At 75.2% G+C, this 19,594-nt stretch carries 21 protein-coding genes and 1 riboswitch; of the genes, 7 read left to right on the top strand and 14 right to left on the bottom strand.

From position 1 onward, the window contains the following. Positions 1–103: riboswitch (SAM riboswitch) on the bottom strand. Positions 104–192: 89 nt separating this feature from the next. From GWJ10_RS03560 to GWJ10_RS03545, 4 genes are read right to left on the bottom strand one after another with little or no spacing between them, the layout of a single operon-like run. Continuing rightward, entirely contained in the window at positions 193–1,716 is a 1,524-nt protein-coding gene (locus GWJ10_RS03560) for a cation acetate symporter (protein WP_163185218.1), read from the bottom strand. After that, the gene (locus GWJ10_RS03555; protein WP_206158322.1) at positions 1,713–2,180 is read right to left on the bottom strand and encodes a heavy metal transporter; all 468 of its coding nucleotides are present in this window, start codon (positions 2,178–2,180) and stop codon (positions 1,713–1,715) included. The genes GWJ10_RS03560 and GWJ10_RS03555 overlap by 4 nt, the downstream gene beginning before the upstream one ends. After that, entirely contained in the window at positions 2,177–2,986 is an 810-nt protein-coding gene (locus GWJ10_RS03550; protein ID WP_241005668.1) for a LytTR family DNA-binding domain-containing protein, read from the bottom strand. The genes GWJ10_RS03555 and GWJ10_RS03550 overlap by 4 nt, the downstream gene beginning before the upstream one ends. Before the next feature lie 59 nt (positions 2,987–3,045). Then, entirely contained in the window at positions 3,046–4,218 is a 1,173-nt protein-coding gene (locus tag GWJ10_RS03545) for a histidine kinase (protein ID WP_034653820.1), read from the bottom strand. A gap of 86 nt (positions 4,219–4,304) precedes the next feature. Between GWJ10_RS03545 and GWJ10_RS03540 the strand changes: the two genes are divergently transcribed. Together GWJ10_RS03540 and GWJ10_RS03535 are read left to right on the top strand one after the other, a co-directional pair. Next, on the top strand, positions 4,305–5,270 hold the full coding sequence (locus GWJ10_RS03540; protein ID WP_241005648.1) for an iron-siderophore ABC transporter substrate-binding protein: 966 nt from the start codon (positions 4,305–4,307) through the stop codon (positions 5,268–5,270). Further along, positions 5,257–6,147, top strand: coding sequence for a siderophore-interacting protein (locus tag GWJ10_RS03535; RefSeq protein WP_163185215.1), 891 nt, complete (start codon positions 5,257–5,259; stop codon positions 6,145–6,147). Before GWJ10_RS03540 ends, GWJ10_RS03535 begins: the two co-directional genes overlap by 14 nt. Here the strand turns inward: GWJ10_RS03535 and GWJ10_RS03530 are convergent. Further along, entirely contained in the window at positions 6,125–6,745 is a 621-nt protein-coding gene (locus GWJ10_RS03530) for a hypothetical protein (RefSeq protein ID WP_163185213.1), read from the bottom strand. The genes GWJ10_RS03535 and GWJ10_RS03530 overlap by 23 nt on opposite strands. A gap of 90 nt (positions 6,746–6,835) precedes the next feature. Here GWJ10_RS03530 and GWJ10_RS03525 point away from each other — a divergent pair, with 90 nt between their 5' ends. Next, positions 6,836–7,306 carry an META domain-containing protein gene (locus GWJ10_RS03525; protein ID WP_163185210.1) on the top strand — a complete coding sequence of 157 codons (471 nt, stop codon included), beginning with the start codon at positions 6,836–6,838 and terminating at the stop codon, positions 7,304–7,306. A 22-nt stretch (positions 7,307–7,328) separates the two neighbouring features. Here the strand turns inward: GWJ10_RS03525 and GWJ10_RS03520 are convergent, their stop codons facing one another. The 6 genes from GWJ10_RS03520 to GWJ10_RS03495 all read right to left on the bottom strand — a co-directional run bounded on the left by GWJ10_RS03520 (position 7,329) and on the right by GWJ10_RS03495 (position 11,526). Then, positions 7,329–7,607, bottom strand: coding sequence for a type II toxin-antitoxin system RelE/ParE family toxin (locus GWJ10_RS03520; protein ID WP_034653831.1), 279 nt, complete (start codon positions 7,605–7,607; stop codon positions 7,329–7,331). Then, positions 7,604–7,876 (bottom strand): type II toxin-antitoxin system Phd/YefM family antitoxin, encoded by a 273-nt coding sequence (locus GWJ10_RS03515; RefSeq protein WP_034653834.1) that lies wholly within the window; start codon positions 7,874–7,876, stop codon positions 7,604–7,606. Before GWJ10_RS03515 ends, GWJ10_RS03520 begins: the two co-directional genes overlap by 4 nt. A gap of 85 nt (positions 7,877–7,961) precedes the next feature. Next, positions 7,962–8,480 carry a hypothetical protein gene (locus tag GWJ10_RS03510; protein WP_163185207.1) on the bottom strand — a complete coding sequence of 173 codons (519 nt, stop codon included), beginning with the start codon at positions 8,478–8,480 and terminating at the stop codon, positions 7,962–7,964. A gap of 5 nt (positions 8,481–8,485) precedes the next feature. Next, a complete protein-coding gene (locus tag GWJ10_RS03505; RefSeq protein ID WP_163185204.1) occupies positions 8,486–8,947 on the bottom strand; it encodes a hypothetical protein in 462 nt (153 codons plus the stop codon). A gap of 18 nt (positions 8,948–8,965) precedes the next feature. After that, positions 8,966–9,232, bottom strand: a complete 267-nt coding sequence (locus GWJ10_RS19980; protein ID WP_308821110.1) for a YbdD/YjiX family protein — start codon at positions 9,230–9,232, stop codon at positions 8,966–8,968. Then, positions 9,229–11,526 carry a carbon starvation CstA family protein gene (locus GWJ10_RS03495; RefSeq protein ID WP_163185201.1) on the bottom strand — a complete coding sequence of 766 codons (2,298 nt, stop codon included), beginning with the start codon at positions 11,524–11,526 and terminating at the stop codon, positions 9,229–9,231. Before GWJ10_RS03495 ends, GWJ10_RS19980 begins: the two co-directional genes overlap by 4 nt. A 221-nt stretch (positions 11,527–11,747) precedes the next feature. On the opposite strand from GWJ10_RS03495, the gene GWJ10_RS03490 reads away from it, so the two are divergent. The 3 genes from GWJ10_RS03490 to GWJ10_RS03480 are packed head-to-tail and all read left to right on the top strand — an operon-like array spanning position 11,748 to position 15,763. Continuing rightward, positions 11,748–14,477, top strand: coding sequence for a hypothetical protein (locus GWJ10_RS03490; RefSeq protein WP_163185199.1), 2,730 nt, complete (start codon positions 11,748–11,750; stop codon positions 14,475–14,477). 21 nt (positions 14,478–14,498) lie between these two features. Continuing rightward, positions 14,499–15,140, top strand: a complete 642-nt coding sequence (locus GWJ10_RS03485) for a hypothetical protein (RefSeq protein WP_163185196.1) — start codon at positions 14,499–14,501, stop codon at positions 15,138–15,140. Between the two features lie 41 nt (positions 15,141–15,181). Continuing rightward, a complete protein-coding gene (locus tag GWJ10_RS03480) occupies positions 15,182–15,763 on the top strand; it encodes a GNAT family N-acetyltransferase (protein ID WP_137281292.1) in 582 nt (193 codons plus the stop codon). Here GWJ10_RS03480 and GWJ10_RS03475 read toward each other — a convergent pair. From GWJ10_RS03475 to GWJ10_RS03465, 3 genes are read right to left on the bottom strand one after another with little or no spacing between them, the layout of a single operon-like run. Then, positions 15,723–16,325 carry a TetR family transcriptional regulator gene (locus GWJ10_RS03475; RefSeq protein ID WP_137281291.1) on the bottom strand — a complete coding sequence of 201 codons (603 nt, stop codon included), beginning with the start codon at positions 16,323–16,325 and terminating at the stop codon, positions 15,723–15,725. The two genes, GWJ10_RS03480 and GWJ10_RS03475, sit on opposite strands and share 41 nt — an antisense overlap. Before the next feature lie 3 nt (positions 16,326–16,328). Continuing rightward, entirely contained in the window at positions 16,329–16,916 is a 588-nt protein-coding gene (locus tag GWJ10_RS03470) for a sugar O-acetyltransferase (protein ID WP_163185192.1), read from the bottom strand. Further along, positions 16,913–18,223 carry an MFS transporter gene (locus GWJ10_RS03465; protein ID WP_163185190.1) on the bottom strand — a complete coding sequence of 437 codons (1,311 nt, stop codon included), beginning with the start codon at positions 18,221–18,223 and terminating at the stop codon, positions 16,913–16,915. Before GWJ10_RS03465 ends, GWJ10_RS03470 begins: the two co-directional genes overlap by 4 nt. 82 nt (positions 18,224–18,305) lie before the next feature. Here GWJ10_RS03465 and GWJ10_RS03460 point away from each other — a divergent pair, with 82 nt between their 5' ends. Then, on the top strand, positions 18,306–19,577 hold the full coding sequence (locus GWJ10_RS03460; protein ID WP_163185187.1) for an NYN domain-containing protein: 1,272 nt from the start codon (positions 18,306–18,308) through the stop codon (positions 19,575–19,577). Positions 19,578–19,594 lie beyond the last annotated feature (17 nt).

The raw sequence follows: 19,594 nt of genomic DNA, 5'->3' as shown, positions 1-19,594 counted from the left end.
ACTCCATCGACCCTGGCGTTAGCACCTTTGTCCTCGGGAGGCTTCCGTCGGCGGGTTGCTGCGGTGTCGTCGAGCCAGGACTCTCGACCGCTCTGGATGGTTGCCACGATCCTACGACCCATCCGACATGCGGTCGAGAGTGCCCGCCAGGTGAGATGCGGAGGGTCGTCGGAGCTCCCGGTGCGACGAGTCTCAGGCCCGACGGCGCTCGGGCACGTGCAGGCGGCGGAGGAACCGGTCGGTGCGCAGCGGCGGGCCGCGCCGGTCGAGGAGCGACACGACGACGACGGTCGCCGTCGCGAGCGGGATGGTCCAGGCGGCGGGCTGGGCGAGCAGGGCGCGCACGACGCCGGGGACGCCGTCGGCCGTGTCGCCGGACGGGCTCCCGTACCCCGCGGCGACGAGCGCGGACGACGCGAGCAGCGCCGTCGCGCACAGGACGGCGCCCACGACCATGCCCGCCACCGCGCCGCGCGCGGTGAGGCCGCGCCACCACACGCCGAGCAGGATCACGGGGGACAGGGCCGACGCCGCGAAGACGAACACCGTCCCGACGCTCGTCACGAGGCCCTGCGGGATGGTGACGAGCGCGAACGCGAGCGGGATGAGCGTGCACGCGACCGCCGACCAGCGGAAGGACCGCACGGTGCCGCCGAACAGGTCCTGGCTCACGACGCCCGCCAGCGCGACCACGAGCCCCGACGACGTCCCGAGGAACGCGGCGAACGCCCCGGCGACGACGAGCGCGGCGAGGAGCTCGCCGCCGAGCCCGGGCACGAGGCGGGTCGGCAGCGCGAGGACGACGGTGTCCGCCACCCCGGGCGCCGCGAGGTCGGGCGCGACGACCCGCGCCACGAGCCCGAGCGTGCTCGACACCATGTAGAACACGCTGATCATGATGAGCACGACGACGGTCGTGCGGCGGGCCGAGCCGCCGTCGGGCGAGGTGTAGAAGCGCACGAGGACGTGCGGCAGGCCGGTCGTGCCGAGCAGGAGGGCGAGCAGGAGCGAGACGGTGGCGTACGCGTCGAGGCCGCCCGGCCCGGCCTCGTGGGGGAACACGGCGGCGGGGTCGAACGTGACGACGGCGCCGCCGGGCTCGAACGCCCCGCCGAGCGCCATGAGCACGAAGACGAGCGGCACCGCGAGCGCGGTGAGCTTGACCCAGAACTGGAACGCCTGGACGAACGTGATGGAGCGCATCCCGCCCGCGGCGACGACGGCGCTCACCACGACCGCGATCCCCACCGAGCCGACCCACGGCGGCACCGCGGCCACGCTCGTGATGACGAGCGCCGCCCCGTGGAGCTGCGGCACCACGTAGAGCCACCCGATGACGAGCACGAGCACGCTCGTCACGCGGCGCGCGACCACGGAGTCGAGCCGGGCGTGCACGAAGTCGGGGATCGTGTACGCGCCGCTGCGCCGCAGGGGGCCCGCGACGAACAGCAGGACGAGCAGGTAGCCCGCCGCGTACCCCACGGGGAACCAGAACGCCTCCGCGCCGGACAGCAGCACGAGGCCGGAGAGCCCGAGGAACGTGCCCGCGGACAGGTACTCGCCGCTGATCGCCGACGCGTTCCAGACCGGCCGCACGGTGCGCGACGCGACGAAGAAGTCGCTCGTGGTGCGCGAGATCCGCAGGCCGTAGAACCCGATGAGCCCGGTCGCGAGCAGGAGCAGCGCGATCGCGACGAGGGGCAGCGCGCTCGTCACGGCGCACCGCCGTCGTCGGGGCCGGGCTCGTCGGGCGCGCCCGCGCCCTCGGCGAGCGCGCGGTACCGGCGCTCGTTGCGCGCCGCCGCGACCGCGAACACGACCGCGAACGCGACGATCACCGGGTAGAAGCCGTACGCGTGCACGAGCCACGGCAGCGGCACGCCGAGCAGCACGACGCCGTCCAGCGCGGGCACGCCGCTCATCGTCACCGTGAGCAGCGTGACGACCGCGAGGAACGACGCCACGCACGCCAGCCCGAGCCGGAGCTGGGCCCGCACGAGCCCCCGCGTGTAGGCGGTCGCGGCGTCGTCCGGCTCACCGGTCCGTGCCGTGCCCGACGGCGCCCCGCCCTCCGGGACGGCGCCCTCACCGGGGCCGGGGCGAGGGCCGGGGCGCGCCGCGGGGAGGTCGGTGGACCGGACGCGCACGCGCGCGTCACGACGCGGGTCGGTGCCCGTCACGGCGCGCCCCGGTGCGGCCCGAGGAGCGCCTCGCGCACGGCGGGCACCATGCGGCGGCTCACCGGGACCTCGTGCCCGGCGACGACGAGCGCGGGCTGCGCCCCGCCGAACCGCGCCGCCGTCACGGCCGCGCGGTCCACGAGGTACGACCGGTGCACGCGCAGGAACCCCGCGGGCGCCCACCGCTCCTCGAGATCGGAGAGCGGCTCGCGCACGAGGAACTGCTCGGTGTCCGTCACGAGCCGGGAGTAGTCGCCCTGCGCCTGCACCCACCGCACCGCGCTGCGCCGGACGAGGCGCGTCGTCGTGCCGACCGTCACGACGAGCGTCTCGTCGGCCGGGGCAGCACCTCCCGCCGGGTCGCCGGCAACCGGCGGGGGAGCGGCGGCGCTCGCGGACGGTGCCGCCGCGTCGGTCGCGGGGGCGCGCCCCGCCGCGGTGCGCTCCGCGACCCGTTCGACGACGCGGTCGACGGCGCGCGTGAGCCGCTCGCGCCGCACGGGCTTGAGCACGTAGTCGACGGCCTCGACGTCGAACGCCTCCAGCGCGCGCGCCTCGTCGGCGGTGACGAACACGACCGCCGGGCGGTCGGCGAACCGCGAGAGCGCGCGGGCGAGGTCGAGGCCGGTCAGCCCCGGCATGTGGATGTCGAGGAACGCCGCGTCCACCGTGCGCGACGAGAGCTCGCGCAGCGCCTCGGAGCCGTTCGCGACCCCGCGCACGGTGCGCACGCGCGGGTCCCGGCGGAGCAGGGCCACGAGCTCGTCGAGCACGGGCCGCTCGTCGTCGGCGACGAGCACGTCCAGCCCGACGGCGTCGCCCGCCCCGCCGGGGAGACCGCCGGCCGGAGCCGGGTCCGGTGTGGTCACGGCACGCTCACCTCCGTCTCGTGCAGCGGCTGCGACCGCGGGACGCGCAGCCGCACGAGCGTGCCCGAGCCGGGCGCGGTCTCGATGTCGAGCGCGTGGTCGTCGCCGTAGAGCTGGCGCACGCGGGTGTCGACGTTGCGCAGGCCCACGTGCGTCGTGTCGCGCGACGTGAGGAGCTCGCGCACGACGGCCGGGTCCATGCCGACGCCGTCGTCCTCGACCGTGATCTCCGTCTGGGTGCCCTCGTCGCGCGCGGTGATGACGATCGTGCCGCCGTGCTCGCGCGGCTCCAGGCCGTGGCGCACCGCGTTCTCGACGAGGGGCTGCACGGAGAGGAAGGGGATGACGGCCGTCAGCGACTCCGGCGCGATCTGCAGGGTGACGGCGAGGCGCTCGCCGAACCGGGCGCGCTCGAGCTCGACGTAGGAGTGGATCGAGCGCAGCTCGTCGGCGAGGGTCGTGAAGTCGCCGCGCCCGCGGAACGAGTAGCGCGTGAAGTCGGCGAAGTCGAGCACGAGGTCGCGCGCCCGCTCGGGGTCGGTGCTGATGAACGACGCGATGGCGCCGAGCGCGTTGTAGACGAAGTGCGGGCTGATCTGTGCGCGCAACGCGCGGAGCTCGGCTTGCGCGAGCGCCGTGCGCGACGCCTCCAGCTCGGCGAGCTCGAGCTGCGCCGCGCACCACTGCGCCACCTCGCCCGTCGCGCGCACGAGCGGCGGCCGCACGGTGTCGGCGAACGCGACGACGACACCGGCGACGCGCCCGCCCGCGACGACGGGCGCCCCGACGGCGTCCTCGACGTCGCCGCTCTCGACGTGGCGCCGCCCCGTGGCGAGGACGCGCTCGGCGACGCGCCGCGCGTCGGGCTCGAGCGTCGAGCTCCCGTCGAGGGCGACCGCCCCGTCCGCCGTGACGACGGCGAGCGCGTCGGCGCCGAGGAGCTGGCGCAGGGAGCGGGCCGCGCGGCCGACGTCGTCGCCGTCGAGCCCGTCGCGCAGGTGCGTCGCGGCGCGCGACGCGAGGTGGAGGGTGCGGAACGTCGCCCGGTCGGAGTCGCTCCCGAGCTCGCGCGACCCGCGCGCGAGCCGCCAGGCGAGCACGAGCCCGAGGGTGAGCAGGACGCCCACGACGAGACCGGCGGCGGCGCCGGCGAACACGGGCCCGGACATGCAGTGATCGTATCCAGCGCGGCGTCACCCGCCCCGGTGGGCAGGTAAGGTTAGGCGACCCTATCCCACGACGGAGGAACCCTCCTGTGCCGATCTCCCGGACCACGTCGAGCCCGCGCGTGCGCCGCAGCGTCACCACCACCGCCCTCGTGCTCGCCGCGACCCTCCTCGCGGCGTGCTCGTCCGACCCCGAGCCCGCGGCGACCGGTGCGCCGGCGCCGGACGACACCGCGGCGGGGTACGCCGTCGAGCACGCGCGGGGGACCGCCGAGCTCGACGCGGCGCCGCAGCGCGTCGTGACGCTCGAGCCCGTCGAGACGGACACCGCCGTCGCGCTCGGAGTCGTCCCCGTGGGCGCCGCCGTGCTGAGCGTCGAGGCGGGCGTGCCCGCGTACCTCGGCGAGGAGGCGCAGGCGATCGAGGTCGTCGGGACCGTCCCCGAGCCGAACCTCGAGGCCATCGCGGCGCTCGAGCCGGACCTCATCCTCGGCACGGAGTCGCGCCACTCCGACCTGTACGACCAGCTCGCGAGCGTCGCGCCGACCGTCTTCATGGCGACCCAGACCGACCCGTGGCAGGAGAACGTGCTGCTCGTCGGCCGCGCGCTCGGCCGCGAGGCGGACGCCCAGGCCCTGCTCGACGCCTACGACGCGCGGTGCGCCCAGCTCCAGGAGGACTACGGCGTCTCCGGCACGGCGCAGCTCCTGCGCCCGCGCGACGGCATCGTGTCCGCGTACGGGCCGCGGTCGTTCGCGGGCAGCACGCTCGAGTGCGTCGGGTTCACGACGCCGGAGCAGGAGTGGGGCGAGGACATCTCCGTGGACCTGTCCCCGGAGCGCGTGACCGAGGCCGCCGCCGACCTCGTGCTCGTCTCGGCCGCCGACCCCGACGACGCGTCCGCGGTGCCCGCGGAGATCCCGCTCAACGCCGCGTCGTTCCCCGACGTGCGCGTCGTGGACCAGTCCTCCTGGATCAGCGGCGTCGGGCCGCTCGGCGGGCAGGCCGTGCTCGACGACGTCGAGCGCTTCCTGAAGGACCGTGCCGGCTCCTGACGCCGGGTGCCGGTTCCACCGGTCGCCCAACGTGCTCTTCCCGACGACGGTCGCGCGCGTGCACGACGTCGGCCCGCGCCTCGTGCGCGTGACGCTCGCCGGTCCGGACCTCGCCGGGTGCGCCGACGTCGGGCTCGACCAGCGCGTGAAGATCCTGCTCCCGGGGCCGGGCGCGGACCGCCTCGCGCGCCGGGCGCGCCTCGCGGACGAGAGCACGTGGCGCCGTGAGTGGTCCGCGCTCGACGACGACGAGCGCCCCGTCATGCGCTCGTACACGCCCGTGGCCGTGCGGTCGGAGGCCGCCGAGGTCGACCTCGACCTGTACCTGCACGAGCCCGCGGGCCCGGCGAGCGCCTGGGCGCGGCGGGCGGCGGCCGGGGACCGCGTCCTGCTGTCCGCGCCGCACGCGCGGTACGGCGTGACCGACCACGGCACGCAGTGGGACCCGGGGCCCGCCGTCGGGCACGTGCTCCTCGTCGCGGACGAGACGTCCGCGCCCGCGGTGCGCGGGATCCTCGCGAGCCTCGGCCCCGACGTCCGGGCCCACGTGCTCGTCGAGGCCGACGACCCGGCGGACGCCCCGCTCGGTGAGGTGCCCGCGACCGTGCACGTCGAGCGCGTGCCCCGCGCGCGACGCCGGGGCGCCGAGCGGGCGGTGCTGGGCGCCGTCCGCGACTGGGTCGCGGAGCACGGCCGGTGCGCGTCCTCCGCGGGTGACGGCTTCTACGCGTGGTGCGCGACGGAGAGCGCCACGGTCGCGCGCGTCCGGGCCGAGCTCGTGGCGGCGGGCGTGGCGCGGTCGCGCGTGCACGCCCAGGGCTACTGGCACGACCGCGCCCGGCCGGACGCGACGGTCAGACGAGGAACGCGACCATGACGACGAACGCGACCAGGAAGAACAGCAGCACGCCGACCCCGACGAGCAGGCCCAGCGCGACCGGGTGCGCCTGACGCCACGGCACGAGCCGGGGGTCCATCGCCCGCAGCTGCACGGGAGTGACCGGCTGGTGGACCGGGTTGAGGGGGACGCCGCGGTGCGCGAGGTCGAGCGCGACGGTCGAGAGCTGGTCGCGGTCCCACATCTGCCCGACGAGCAGGGCGAGGCGCTTCGTCGGCCCCACGACGATGAGGTGGTGCGTCGGCGTCATGCCCCCGAACCCCATGCTGTCGACCGTGACGACGCGCTCGATCTCGGCCACCGTGAACCGCCGCGGTCGGCCCCAGCCCTGGACCGTCACCGACCCGTCGCCGAACGTGACGCGGGAGCGGTCGGTGAAGCGGCGCGCGAGCACGTACGTCAGCGGGATCATCGCGAGCACGACGCACGCGTACCCGAGCGCGAGGGCGAGGTTGCGCGTGCTGATCCCCAGGGAGACCGCCGTGAGCCCGAGGATCGGCACGAGGACCGCGGCGAACGTGAGGTTGGCGCGCACCACGCGGCGCTTGGCGTCGTCGTGCAAGGTCAGCTCCGTCACGGGCGGCATCGTCCCACGGCACCGCGTCCTCGCGCGGGGCGGCCCGCCCGGGCGGTGCAAGGTTCGCCCACCGGGCGACACTTTCGAGACATGACCCGACGACGTCCCCCGCGCAGGACGACGGCCCTCCCGGTGCTCGCCGTGGCGCTCCTCGCGTCGTGCGCCGGGCCGGGCGCCGACGCGCCCCTCCGCCCGGGGGAGACGGCCGGGCCGGCGCCGACGACGGCCGCACCCTTGCCCGACGGCACGGCGCCCGCCACCGCGGGCGACCTGGTCGGCCGCTGGCAGCCCGGGACCGACTACGTGACGGACCCGCACGTCGCGCTCGCGGAGGACGGCTCGTGGACCGGGACCGACGGGTGCAACGTCGCGGACGGCACCTGGCGAGTCGGCGCCGAGGGGCGCCTGCTCGTCACCTCGGGCGGGCATACCGAGATCGGCTGCGAGGGCGAGCCGGTGCCGGATCTCCTGGCCCGCTCCTCCCGCGCCGGGCTCGACGGTGCCGTGCTCGTGCTGGTCGACCACGACGGCGTCGAGCTCGCGCGGCTGGAACGGGGCTGACTCTCGTACCGCCCGTCCTGGGCTACCGGTAGGCGTCGGCCCGGTAGGCCATCCGCATCACGGTGACCAGACGCTGGTCGTCGTCGATGCGGACCAGGACGCGGAACCCGATCCCGACGTACCCGGCGCGCTGGCCGGCGAGCTCGGCCCCGAGCGCCTTCGTCACCCGGTAGGGGTTCGACGCAAGTGGTTCGTCGCAGAAGCGGATCACGGCGTCGGCCAGGCGTGGTGGGAGCTGGTAGAGCATGCGCGCGGCCGGTGGGCTCAGGCGCACCTCCCACCCACCGTCGACGTCGGTCACCGTCGCGAGGCCAGCTGCTCGCGCACCTCAGCGAGGCTCAGGGTGCGGCCCTGCGCCACCGCCTCCTCGGCCTCGGCCATCTCGGCCGCGTGGTCAGGGTCGGACAGCCATGCCAGCGTCTCCATGAGCGTCGCCAGGTCTTCCGGCGCGATCAGCACCGCCGCTGCCTTCCCGTGACGGGTGATCGTCACCGGTTGGTGGGTGCTCTCCACCTCGTCGACCAGGGCGGACAGGTTGGTCTTCGCTTCGCTCATGGGATAGGTCTGCACCCCATGATTCTAGTCTCTATTCAGACTCGAATTCTAGTCTGAAGATGAGGCGCCTTCTCGGTGTCCATCTGGTCGGTACGGGTGCTCAGGAACCGCGGAACAGGCGCTTGCGCGACCGCGGGTGGCCGGGGGAGCCGGCCGGCAGGTCGTAGGCGCTCGTCCACACCGGGACGTCGTGGGGCGGGAGCGCCCCGGCGCGGACCGCAGCCTCGTGCAGGTGCCGCGCGACGGCGCCGAAGCTCTCGCGGCACGAGAGCTGGCCCTCGACGAGGGAGAGCGTGACGACGGTGCGGTGCGCGGCGGCGTCGGGCTGGACCGTCGCGACGGCCCGCCCGTGAGAGAAGAACGCCGCCGCACGCGGGGTGACGAGGCGGAGCACGTCGAGGTCGTCGAGGAAGAACGCGCGGGCCGCGCCGCCGACCTCCCACAACGACGCGCCCTCGCGGTGCGCGGTGTCGGACGCCCGGCGCTTCCAGCGCAGCGCGCCGAACGCGGCGGCGACCCACCCGGCCGCTGTCTCGGGGTCGGTCCCGAGCACGAGGGTGCACGCTGAGAAGGTCCCCCGCGGCGGGTCGGACGTGATGCGGACGGGAGGGCGGGCCACGCCCGTCACCGTAGCCCGTGGGGGTCGGGCCCCTCGCCGAGGGCGGCGAGCCCCCGCAGCAGCACGTCGTGACCGGACCGGGCGGCCCCGGGCAGCCAGGCGGCGAAGACCGCGCCGAAGGCGAGCGGGAGGAGCGCGACGAGCCACGCGACCCCGTTCTGGTAGACGGCGCCGAGCGTCGCGATCCCGGCGGCCGCGGCGAGCCAGATCGCCACCAGCACGAGGTCCAGCCCGCTCGGGGCGACCGTCCCGCGCACGCGGACGCCGTCGGGCTCCTCGGTGAGCCGGGCGCGCAGCACGCTGTGCCCGCTCGCGTGCGCGCCGGGGGCCCAGCGGCGGGCGACGAGCACGTCGTCGCGCACGCGGACCCGGACCTCCTGCCCGCGGCGGGGCAGCTCCGCGGCGCGCTGCCGGACGTCGGCGACGGAGACCCGCGGCAGGAGCAGGTCGAGGGGGACGCGGAGCACGGCGCCGAGCCTAGGCCGTCAGCAGCAGCGCGACCCCGGGTTGGCGTCCTGCTCGGCGTGCCGCATGCGCCAGAACTCGCGCTCGGTCATGACGACGCCCCCCGGGTGCACCGCGCGCTGGTGCGCGGCGTAGGTCGCGTACGCGTCGTCGCCCATCACCTGCCGCACGTACCAGCGGACGTGGGCCGCGCCGTCGTGCACGCGGGCCGCCGCGGTGCGGAGCCCCGCCACGACGGTCGCACGGACCGTCGTGGCGGGACCCTGCGTCCCCTGCCGCACCGTCACCGGTGCCCCGTCGCGGCAGGGCGCTTCTCGGGCGGCAGCGCCGCCCACTCCTTCTGGATCGCCTTCTCGGCCTTCGTCGCGAACAGGTCGGCCGGGGCGAACCGGCGCGACGCGACGGGCGGGTCCTCGTGGTTGGCGCCGCCGCCGTCGCGCAGCGCCTTCGCGGTCACGAGGACCGACGCGACGATGACGACGATCGCGAGGACGACGAACACGATCGAGAGCGTGCCCTGGACGAACGTGTTGCGGACGACCGCCTCCATCGCCTCGACCGAGCCGGCGGTGCCGAACGACGTCTCGCCGGCGGCGAGCGCGTCCTTGAACGCGTTGTGGTTGGCCCAGTACCCGACCGCGGGGACGGGGGAGAAGATCTTCTCGATCGACGCCCAGATGGTGATGACCGCGGTGAACGCGAGCGGCGCCGCGACGATCCACAGCCAGCGCTGGTAGCTGCGCCCGCGCTTGGCGACGATCGCCAGCACGACGGCGAGCGCGATGGCCGCGAGGAGCTGGTTCGCGATGCCGAACAGCGGGAAGAACGTGTTGATCCCGCCGAGCGGGTCGGTGACGCCGAGGTAGAGGATGCTGCCCCACCCGGCGACCATGATCGCGGTGCACAACCACACGCCTGGCCGCCACGTGACGTCGCGGAACCTCGGCGACACGTTGCCGAGGGTGTCCTGGAGCATGAACCGCGCGACGCGCGTGCCGGCGTCGACGGCGGTGAGGATGAACAGCGCCTCGAACATGATGGCGAAGTGGTACCAGAAGCCCATCATCGCGGTGCCGCCCACGAGCTGCTGCATGATGTGCGCGAGGCCGAGCGCGAGCGTCGGGGCGCCGCCCGTGCGGGACACGATCGACGGCTCGCCGACGGCCTCCGCGGTCGACGTGAGCATGTCCGGCGTGAGGTTGACGCCCATGAGGCCGAGCCCGTTGACGAACGCGACCGCGCCCTCGACCGTGCCGCCCGTGGCGGCGGCGGACGAGTTCATCGCGAAGTAGATGCCGCGGTCGATGGAGATCGCGGCGACGAGCGCCATGATCGCGACGAACGACTCCATGAGCATGCCGCCGTAGCCGATGAAGCGCGTCTGGCGCTCCTTCTCGACGAGCTTCGGCGTCGTGCCCGACGCGATGAGCGCGTGGAAGCCGGACAGCGCGCCGCACGCGATGGTGACGAAGAGGAACGGGAACAACGCCCCGGACACGACCGGGCCCGTCTCGCCGCTCGCGAACTCGCTGATCGCGGGCACCGTGATCTCGGGCCGCACGACGATCACCGCGACCGCGAGGACGACGATGACGCCGACCTTCATGAAGGTCGAGAGGTAGTCGCGGGGCGCGAGCAGGAGCCACACGGGCAGGACGGCGGCGACGAAGCCGTACACGATGACGCCGACCGCGATGGTCGTGCGGTCGAGGTGGAAGAGCTCGGCGCCCCAGGCGGTGTCCGCGATCCAGCCGCCGCCGACGATCGCGGCGAGCAGCAGGACGAAGCCGATGACCGAGACCTCGGTGATCTTCCCGGGCCGGATGTACCGCAGGTACACGCCCATGAACAGCGCGATGGGGATCGTCATCGACACGGAGAACACCCCCCACGGGCTCTCGCCGAGCGCGTTGACGACCACGAGCGCGAGGATCGCGACGATGATGATCATGATGAGCAGCGACGCGACGATCGCGGCGGTGCCGCCCACGCGGCCGAGCTCCTGGCGCGCCATCTGGCCGATGGTCCGCCCGCCGCGGCGCATGGAGAAGAACAGGACGAGGTAGTCCTGCACCGCGCCGGCGAGCACGACGCCGACGATGATCCAGATCGTGCCGGGCAGGTAGCCCATCTGGGCGGCGAGCACCGGGCCGACGAGCGGGCCCGCGCCGGCGATCGCGGCGAAGTGGTGGCCGAACAGCACGTGCCGGTCGGTCGGGACGTAGTCCTTGCCGTCCTCGCGGGCCTCGGCGGGGGTGGCGCGGCGGTCGTCGGGGCGCGTGATGTAGCGCTCGATGACCTTGGAGTAGAAGCGGTACCCGATGAGGTACGTGCACACGGCCGCGAACACGAACCAGATCGCGTTCACGGTCTCGCCGCGGACGACCGCGAGCATGACCCACGCGATGCCGCCGAGCAGCGAGATCGCGGCCCACAGGGCGATCTTCTGCGGCGTCCAGCGGGTGCGCGCCTGTGCTCCGGGAAGCTCCTCGGGCACCGCGGTGGGGGGCAGGGACGGGTCCGGCACGATCTCCGGGTCGTCGTCCGCGGCGTTCCGCGCCGCGCGGGTGTCTGTCGTCATCGAGCCTCTCCAGGGTCGCGTCGTTGCGGTCCGACCACGGAAGGCTAGGAACCGCGGCGGACCGTGATCCACGTCACGGCGGCGGGCGGTCGAGGTGTGCGACGAACGGTGGTCGGTGTGCGACGAACGGCGCGCCGTCGGGCCGTCCGGGTCGCCGGGCGCCGCGGGTCGGGCCGGGTTAGCGTCGGTGACGACCGCGCCCCGAGCTCGCAGGAGTGTCCGTGCACACGTCCCCTCGCTCCGTCGCCCGCGTGCGCGCGACCGCCCCCGCCCTCGCCGCCCTGCTCGTGCTCGCCGTGGCCGTCGTGCTCGGTGTCACGGGTGCGCGAGCCGACGCGGCGCAGGCCGAGACCGGTCGCCTGTCGTTGTTCAAGCGGATCGAGAACCTCGACACCGGCGCCTCGGAGGGGCGGCGCGAGCTGTGGACGATGCACGCGGTGAACGTCGCGACGGGCGCCACGATCGAGGGCGACGGCCTCAACGGGGTGCAGTCGCTCGAGGTCCCCGCGGGCACGTACCGCATCTCGGAGTCCGGGGGAGTGCCCGGTTACCGCTTCCAGGACTGGAACTGCGGCGGCGCGGAGATCCTCGACCCGACGCCCGAGGTCGTCGTCCCGCCCGGCGGCACCGTCCAGTGCACCGTCGACAACGAGGCGATCCGTCCAGGGCTCACGCTCGTCAAGGAGGTCGTGGGCGGCGTCGCGTCGCCTGCGGACTGGACGCTGCGCGCGCAGGGCCCTGAGTCGATCGCCGGGCCGTCGGGCAGCGCCGCCGTGACGGACGTGCCGATGCGCGTCGGGCAGTACACGCTCTCGGAGGAGGGCGGCGCTCCCGGCTACCGGAGCGAGGGCTGGACCTGCGACGGCGCGCCGCTGTCCGGCGACGTCGTGACCCTCGACCTCGGCCGGTCGGTCACCTGCACCGTCCGCAACGTGTTCGACGGCGGCGGGGGCGGCTCGCCGGACCCGACGCTCACGCTCGTCAAGGAGGTCGTCGGCGGTCCGTCCGCCGTCCCCGACTGGACGCTCAGCGCCGTCGGGCCGGAGCAGGTGTCCGGGGCGACCGGCGACCCGGCCGTGACGGCGGCCGAGGTCGAGCCGGGCGAGTACGTGCTCGGGGAGCAGGGTCCCGCGGGCTACGCGGCGGCGTGGTCGTGCACGGGCGCGGCGGCGGGCGACGGGGCCGGCGGCAGCGTGACCCTCGCACTCGAGGAGGACGTCACGTGCACCGCGACCAACACGTGGCAGGGCGGCACCCTCACGCTCGTCAAGCAGCTCGAGGGCACGACGACGGCCGTCCCCGCGGACTGGACCCTCACCGCCGCGGGCGACGGGACCACGGTCACGGGGCCGAGCGGCTCGCCCGCGGTCACGGGCGTGCCCGTCCCGCCCGGCGGCTACACGCTGTCGGAGTCCGGGTGGACCGGGTTCGACCCGGGTCCGTGGCAGTGCACCGGGGGCGCGCTGGACGGCGCGGTCGTCACCGTGGCGCCCGGCGCGACGGTCGTGTGCACCGTGACGAACGCCGTCGTGCTGCCGCACCTCACGCTCGTCAAGGAGCTCGCCGGCGGGCCGACCGAGCCCGCCGACTGGGAGCTCGCCGCGACGGGGCCGCAGCCCGACGGCGGGACGGGGACGATCAGCGGTCCCTCCGGCGGGGTCGAGGTGTCCCACGTGCACGTCGGGGCCGGTGACCACACGCTCGCCGAGCTCACGGAACGGGCCGACCACGAGGCGGGCGAGTGGGCGTGCGACGGGGCGACGGGGCAGTCCGGGTCCGTCGTCACGATCGCGCCCGACGACGACGTGGTCTGCCGCGTGACGAACACCTACGTCGGCGCGACGCTGACGCTCGTCAAGGACGTGCAGGGCGGGTCCGCGGACCCGGCCGCGTGGACGCTCACCGCGACGGGCGCCGCGGGCGACGTCGTGGTCGAGGGCGCGAGCGGCGCGCCCGCGACGACGGGACGGCACGTTCCGGCGGGCGACTACGACCTCGCGGAGACGGGCGGGTTCGGCGGCTACGACAGCGCGGGCTGGACCTGCACCGGCGACGCGACGCTCACCGGCTCGACGGTCTCCCTGCCCCGCGGCGGCGTCGCCACGTGCACGGTGACGAACGTCGCGCAGCTCCCGCACCTCACGCTCGTCAAGGCGCTCGACGACCGCGGCTTCACCGGCGAGGTGGACGTCACCGACTGGACCCTGTCGGCGGAGGGTGCGGGGCTCTCGGCCTCGGGCCCGAGCGGGAGCGCCGCCGTCTCGCACGTGAGCGTGGAGCCCGGGCGCTACGCGCTCGCCGAGAGCGGCGGCCCGGACGGCTGGACGGCGCTCGGCTGGCGGTGCGAGGGGGCGCGCGTCGCCGGGTCGACGGTGATCGTGCCGCCCGGGGCGGACGTCGTGTGCACGGTGACGAACCACTGGCTCGCGGGCACGCTCACGCTCCACAAGGACGTGGTCGACGACGTGGCGCCCGCCGACGACTGGGAGCTCACCGCCGTCGGGCCGACGCCCCTCTCCGGCCACGACGGCAGCCCGGACGTGACGGCCGTGCCCGTCGCCGCGGGCACGTACCGCCTGTCCGAGTCCGACAGCGCGTGGGACTACGACCAGGTGGGGTGGGCGTGCGACGGGGCCGAGCTCGTCGACGGCGCGACGATCCGGGTCGACGACGGGGCGGACGCGGTCTGCACCGTGACGAACACCGTCCTCGACACGCCGACCCCGACGCCGACCGACCCTCCGACCCCGACCGGTCCTCCGACCCCACCCACCGACGGATCGACGCCGGGCGCGCCCGGGGGCGACGGACCGTCGGCCCCCGCCGCGCCCCCCGACGACGGCCTCGCCACGACGGGCTCCTCCGTCGCGGCGCTGCTCGCGGTGGCGCTCGTCGCGCTGGTCCTGGGCGGGGTGCTGCTGGGCGTGCGGCGTCGCCGCGCGGACCCCTGAGCGGAGGGCTAGTGTCCTGCCGTGGCCGACGACGGCGCGGAGGGCAAGGGCGGCAGGTCGTTGCGGGAGACCGTGACGGTCGTGCTGCTCGCCGTGACGGCCGTGCTCACCGCGTGGAGCGGGTTCGAGGCGAGCAAGTGGGGCGGCGAGATGTCGATCGCGTTCTCGCGCGCGTCGACCCAGCGCATCGAGGCGTCGACGCAGCGCGCGCACGCCGACACCGCCCGGTCGATCGACCTGCAGGTCTTCAGCCTGTGGCTGGAGGCGTACGCGACCGGGGACACGGAGCTGGAGGAGTTCACGCGCGCGCGGTTCACCGACCACTTCCGGCCCGCGTTCGACGAGTGGCTCGCGTCCCGCCCGCTGCAGAACCCCGCGGCGGCGCCGAGCCCGTTCGCGCTCGACGCGTACGTCCCGCCGGGAGAGGTCGAGGCCGCCGCGGCGGACGAGCGGGCAGACGCCCTCTTCGCGCAGGCGCTCGTGAACAACCAGCGCGGCGACAACTACACCCTCACGACCGTGCTCTTCGCGCTCGTGCTGTTCTTCGGGGCGTTCGCCGGCCGGTTCCGCTCGGAGCGCGCCTCGTGGGCGATGGTCGGGCTCGCGTGCGTGGTGCTCGTCGTGGGCGTGGGTTTCCTCCTCACCTTCCCCAAGATCGTCTGACGCCCTCGGCCAGGGCCCGCACCGGCTCGTAGCCTGGGGCGGTGCAGACGCTGACGACGCCCCGACTGACCCTCCGCCCCTGGCAGCCCGACGACGCCGACGCCGTCCTCGACATCTACTCCCGCTGGGACGTGATGCGGTACGTCGGGACGACGCCGCGCGTCCTGGAGCACCGGGACGAGGCGCTCGCGCGCGTCGCCGCGTGGGCCGAGGTCGACGACGGCACGCACGGCGTCTGGGCGGTCGTCCCGCGCGAGGACGACGGTGCCGGTCTGCCGGACGGCGCACCCGTCGGGACGATCCTGCTCAAGTCGATCCCGGCGTCGGGCACGGGCGAGCCGCTGCAGCCGTCGGGCGACACGGAGATCGGGTGGCACTTCCACCCCGCCGCGTGGGGCCGCGGGTACGCGTCGGAGGCGGCCTCGGCCGTCCTCGCGCACGCGTTCGCGCGGGGCCTCGACCGGGTCGTCGCCGTGACGCACCCCGACAACGCGGCGTCCCAGGCGGTGTGCCGACGGATCGGCATGACCCCCCGCGGCAGGACCGACGCGTACTACGGCGTGACGTGCGAGCTGTTCGACGTCACCGCGGCGGAGAGGGCGCGGGCGGCCCGACCCGCGTGAGGCGGCGGACCGCGCCGAGGACGTCGACCTCGTCGTGCGGCTCGGTGTCGAGCGCGCGGTGGATCGTCATGCCCTCGATGAACGCGTCGAGCACGCGGCATGTCGCGGGGTCGAAGTGGCGGCCCAGCGCGGCGCGGCTGCGGCGCATCCAGTCGTTGGTGAGCGTCCGGTAGGCCGGGTCCCGCGCCGCGAGCGTGTAGAGCTCGTGCGAGAGCACGAGGTCGCGCTGCGTCGCGAAGACGTCGTGCGTGATGAGCGTCGTGACGGCCTGGACGGCCTCCTCGGGCGTGCGCGCGTCGCCCATGCGGCGCTCGAACTGCGCGGCGGCCTCGCGCGTGAACCGGCCGAACGCCTCGCGCAGCAGGTCGTCCATCCCGGCGAAGTGGTACGTCATGGAGCCGAGCGGGACGTCGGCCGCCGCCGCGACGCGCCGGTGCGAGGTCCCTTCGACCCCGTGCTCCGCGATGACGTCGAGGCACGCGTCGATGATGCGGTCGCGGCGCTCCGGGTCGTGGCGGCGCGCGCGGCCCGTCGGGCCGGGAGGCGCGGGGGTCTCGGTCACGGGTCAGATGTTCTCGCGGATCACGCGCGCCGGGTTGCCGACGGCCACGACGTTCGCGGGCAGGTCGCGCGTGACGACGGACCCCGCGCCCACGACGGTGTTGTCGCCGATCGTCACGCCCGGGCACACGACGACGCCGCCGCCGAGCCACACGTTGTCGCCGAGCGTGATGGGCTCGGCGGCCTCGAGCTTGTCGCGCCGCGGCTGGGGGTCGACGGGGTGCGTGGGGGTGAGGAGCTGGACGTTCGGCCCGAGGAGACAGTCGTCGCCGATGGTGATCGCCGCGACGTCGAGCGCGGTGAGCCCGGAGTTGACGAACGTCCGGTCGCCGAGGTGCACGTTGCTGCCGAAGTCCACCGCGAGCGGGGGCTTCACCGACGCGCCCTCGCCGAGCGAGCCGAGCAGGTCGGTGAGGATCGCGCGGGCGCCGTCGTCGTCGCCGTCGAGCACCGCCCGGTGGTAGGCGTCGACGAGGCGCAGGCCGCGCTGGACGCCGCGCGCGATCTCCGGGTCGTCGGCGACGTAGAGGTCGCCCGCCGCCATGCGCTCGTAGCTGGTGCGGTCGTCGCCGGCGAAGTAGTCGGTGGTCATGCGCTGGTCTCCTGGGACTCGAGGGTGCGGTCGTGGGGGGCGGGGTGGTGCGGCGAGCTGGTGGCGCGGCGCGGTGCGAGGACGCCGGCGAGCAGCACGACGACGACGCCCGCGAGCGGGAGCACGAGCAGGCCGGTCCGCAGGCTCGTGGCGTCGGCGACGAGCCCGACGATCGGCGGCGACAGGAGGAACCCGAGCCGCATGAGCCACGAGACGAGCGTGAGGCCCGTGCCCGCGCGCAGCCCGGGGAGCTCGTCCGCCTGCTGCATCGCGGCCGGGACGAGGGTCGCGACGCCGAACCCGGCGGCGGCGAACCCGGCGATCGTGCCTGGCACGGAGGGGAACGCGAGCGCGAGGCCCGTGCCGAGCGCGACGAGCGCACCCCCGGTCCGGGCGACGGCGCGCTGGCCGAAGCGGTCCACGAGGCGGTCTCCGACGAGGCGCCCGACGAACTGGGCGCCGACGAGCGCGACGAAGCCGGCGGCGGCGAGCGTCGCGGGGGCGCCGAGCGACCCGGACAGGTAGACCGCGGCCCACGTGCTGCCCGCGTCCTCGACGAGGGTGCCCGCGACGGCGACGAGCACGAGCGCGGCGAGGACGGCGGCCGTGCGGCCCCGGGACGTGCGCGCGAGTGCTGCGCCGGCCCCTGCGGGTTCCGCGCCTGCCGGGGCACCGGCCGGGGTCGCGACGGCCTCCGCCGCGACGGCGTCAGGCGCCTCGCCGTCGAGCCCGGGCAGGCACCAGCGCAGCGCGACGAGCGCGACCACCGCGAAGAGCGCGCCCGTGATCGCGAGGTGGACGCCGAGGGGCAGGCCGAGCGCGATGGCGGCGGCCGCCATGCCGCCGCCCACGACGGCGCCGACCGACCACAGCGCGTGGAAGCCGTTGATGATGGAGCGGCCGTACCGGCGCTGCACGCGCAGGCCGTGCGCGTTCTGCGCGACGTCGGTGACCGCGTCCATCGCCCCCGCCGCGAACAGCGCGACGACGAGCAGCGGCAGGGCGGGCGCCAGGCCCGCGAGCAGCAGCCCGGCCGCGGTGAGCACGGTGCCGGCGACGGCGACGCGCGCCGACCCGAACCGGCGGACGAGCGCCGCGGCGGCGAGCCCGGCGGTGAGGGCCCCCGCGGGGAACGCCGCGACGGCGAGCCCGTACGTGGCGTTGCCCAGGTCGAGCCCGGCCTTGATCTCGGGGTACCGCGGCACGAGGTTCGCGAACAGCGCGCCGTTGGTGAGGAACAGCGCGGCGACGGCGACCCGCGCACGCCGGACGTCCGGCGCCGGGCCCGCGAGGGTGGGGGGCGGCATGCGGACGATCGTACACACGATGTGTACGCCCGTACACATCCCCGCGGGGTCGGGGCCGTGGTCTGCGCCTAGGCTGGCGGGCATGGACACCGAGGAGCGACTGGCCGTCTTCATCGACTACGAGAACCTCGCGCTCGGGGCGCGCGAGCACCTGGGCGGCATGACGTTCGACTTCGGCCCGATCGCCGACGCGCTCGCCGTGCGCGGGCGCGTCGTCGTGCGGCGGGCGTACGCGGACTGGTCGTACTTCGACGAGGACCGCCGCTCGCTCACGCGCCACCAGGTCGAGCTCATCGAGATGCCCCAGCGCATGGGGGCGTCCCGCAAGAACGCCGCCGACATCAAGATGGTCGTCGACGCGATCGAGATGGCGTTCGAGCGCGACTACATCTCGACGTTCGTCATGTGCACGGGGGACAGCGACTTCTCCCCGCTCGTCCACAAGCTGCGCGAGCTGAACAAGCGCGTCATCGGCGTCGGCGTCGAGAAGTCGACGTCCCGCCTCCTGCCGCCCGCGTGCGACGAGTTCCTCTTCTACGACCGGCTCGAGGGCGTCGACGTCCCCGACGAGCCGGAGCCTCGTTCGGTCCGCGGCGGGCGCGCCGGGGCGGCGTCGGGCGGCGCGAAGGCCAAGCGCGCCGGCGGGCGCACGTCCGGGCGCCGCAAGGCGACCGAGATCGCCGAGCCGGAGGTCGAGACGCCGGCAGCGGCGGCGCTCGCGGAGCTCGGCGAGGCCGTCGGGCGCTCGTCGCGCCGGGGCGAGCCCGTCGTGACCGAGAACGCCGAGGTCGACGGCGAGACGACGCCCGTCGAGCAGCCGGCCGACGAGCCCGCGCTCGTCGCGACGACCCCCGAGGCCGACGACGACGCGCCGTCGGGCGAGGACGTCCCCATGGAGGTGCGCGTCGCGCAGACCCTGGCCGACCTCGAGGCGTCCACGAGCGGCCCGGTCACCGCGTCGGTGCTCAAGCGCACGCTGCTGCGCAAGGACCCGACGTTCAGCGAGGCGGACTACGGGTTCCGCAACTTCGGCGAGTTCCTGCGGTTCCTCGCCGACCGGAGCTTCGTGGAGCTCGCGCCCGGCCCCGCGACGGGCGACCCGGAGGTGTCGCTGCCCGCGCAGGGCGACACGGACCAGGCGTTCGCGCTCGTGCGCGACGTGGTCCGTGAGGAGGGCGGCTCGACGGTCCTGTCCGGGCTGAAGAACGCGATCCGCAAGAAGCGCCCCGACTTCAGCGAGAAGGCGCTCGGGTACCGCGGGTTCCTGCAGTTCTGCAAGGCGGCGCAGGCCGCCGGCGCCGTCGACCTCGCGTGGGACGACGACGCCGACGACTACCGCGTGACGGTCGCCTGACGCTCCCGCCCGCCCGT

It is taken from the genome of Cellulosimicrobium sp. SL-1, assembly GCF_011033075.1.
Classification (GTDB): Bacteria; Actinomycetota; Actinomycetes; order Actinomycetales; family Cellulomonadaceae; genus Cellulosimicrobium; species Cellulosimicrobium funkei.
The sequence above is the reverse complement of the archived record's forward strand: the minus strand, read 5'-3'. Positions and strand labels throughout refer to the sequence as shown.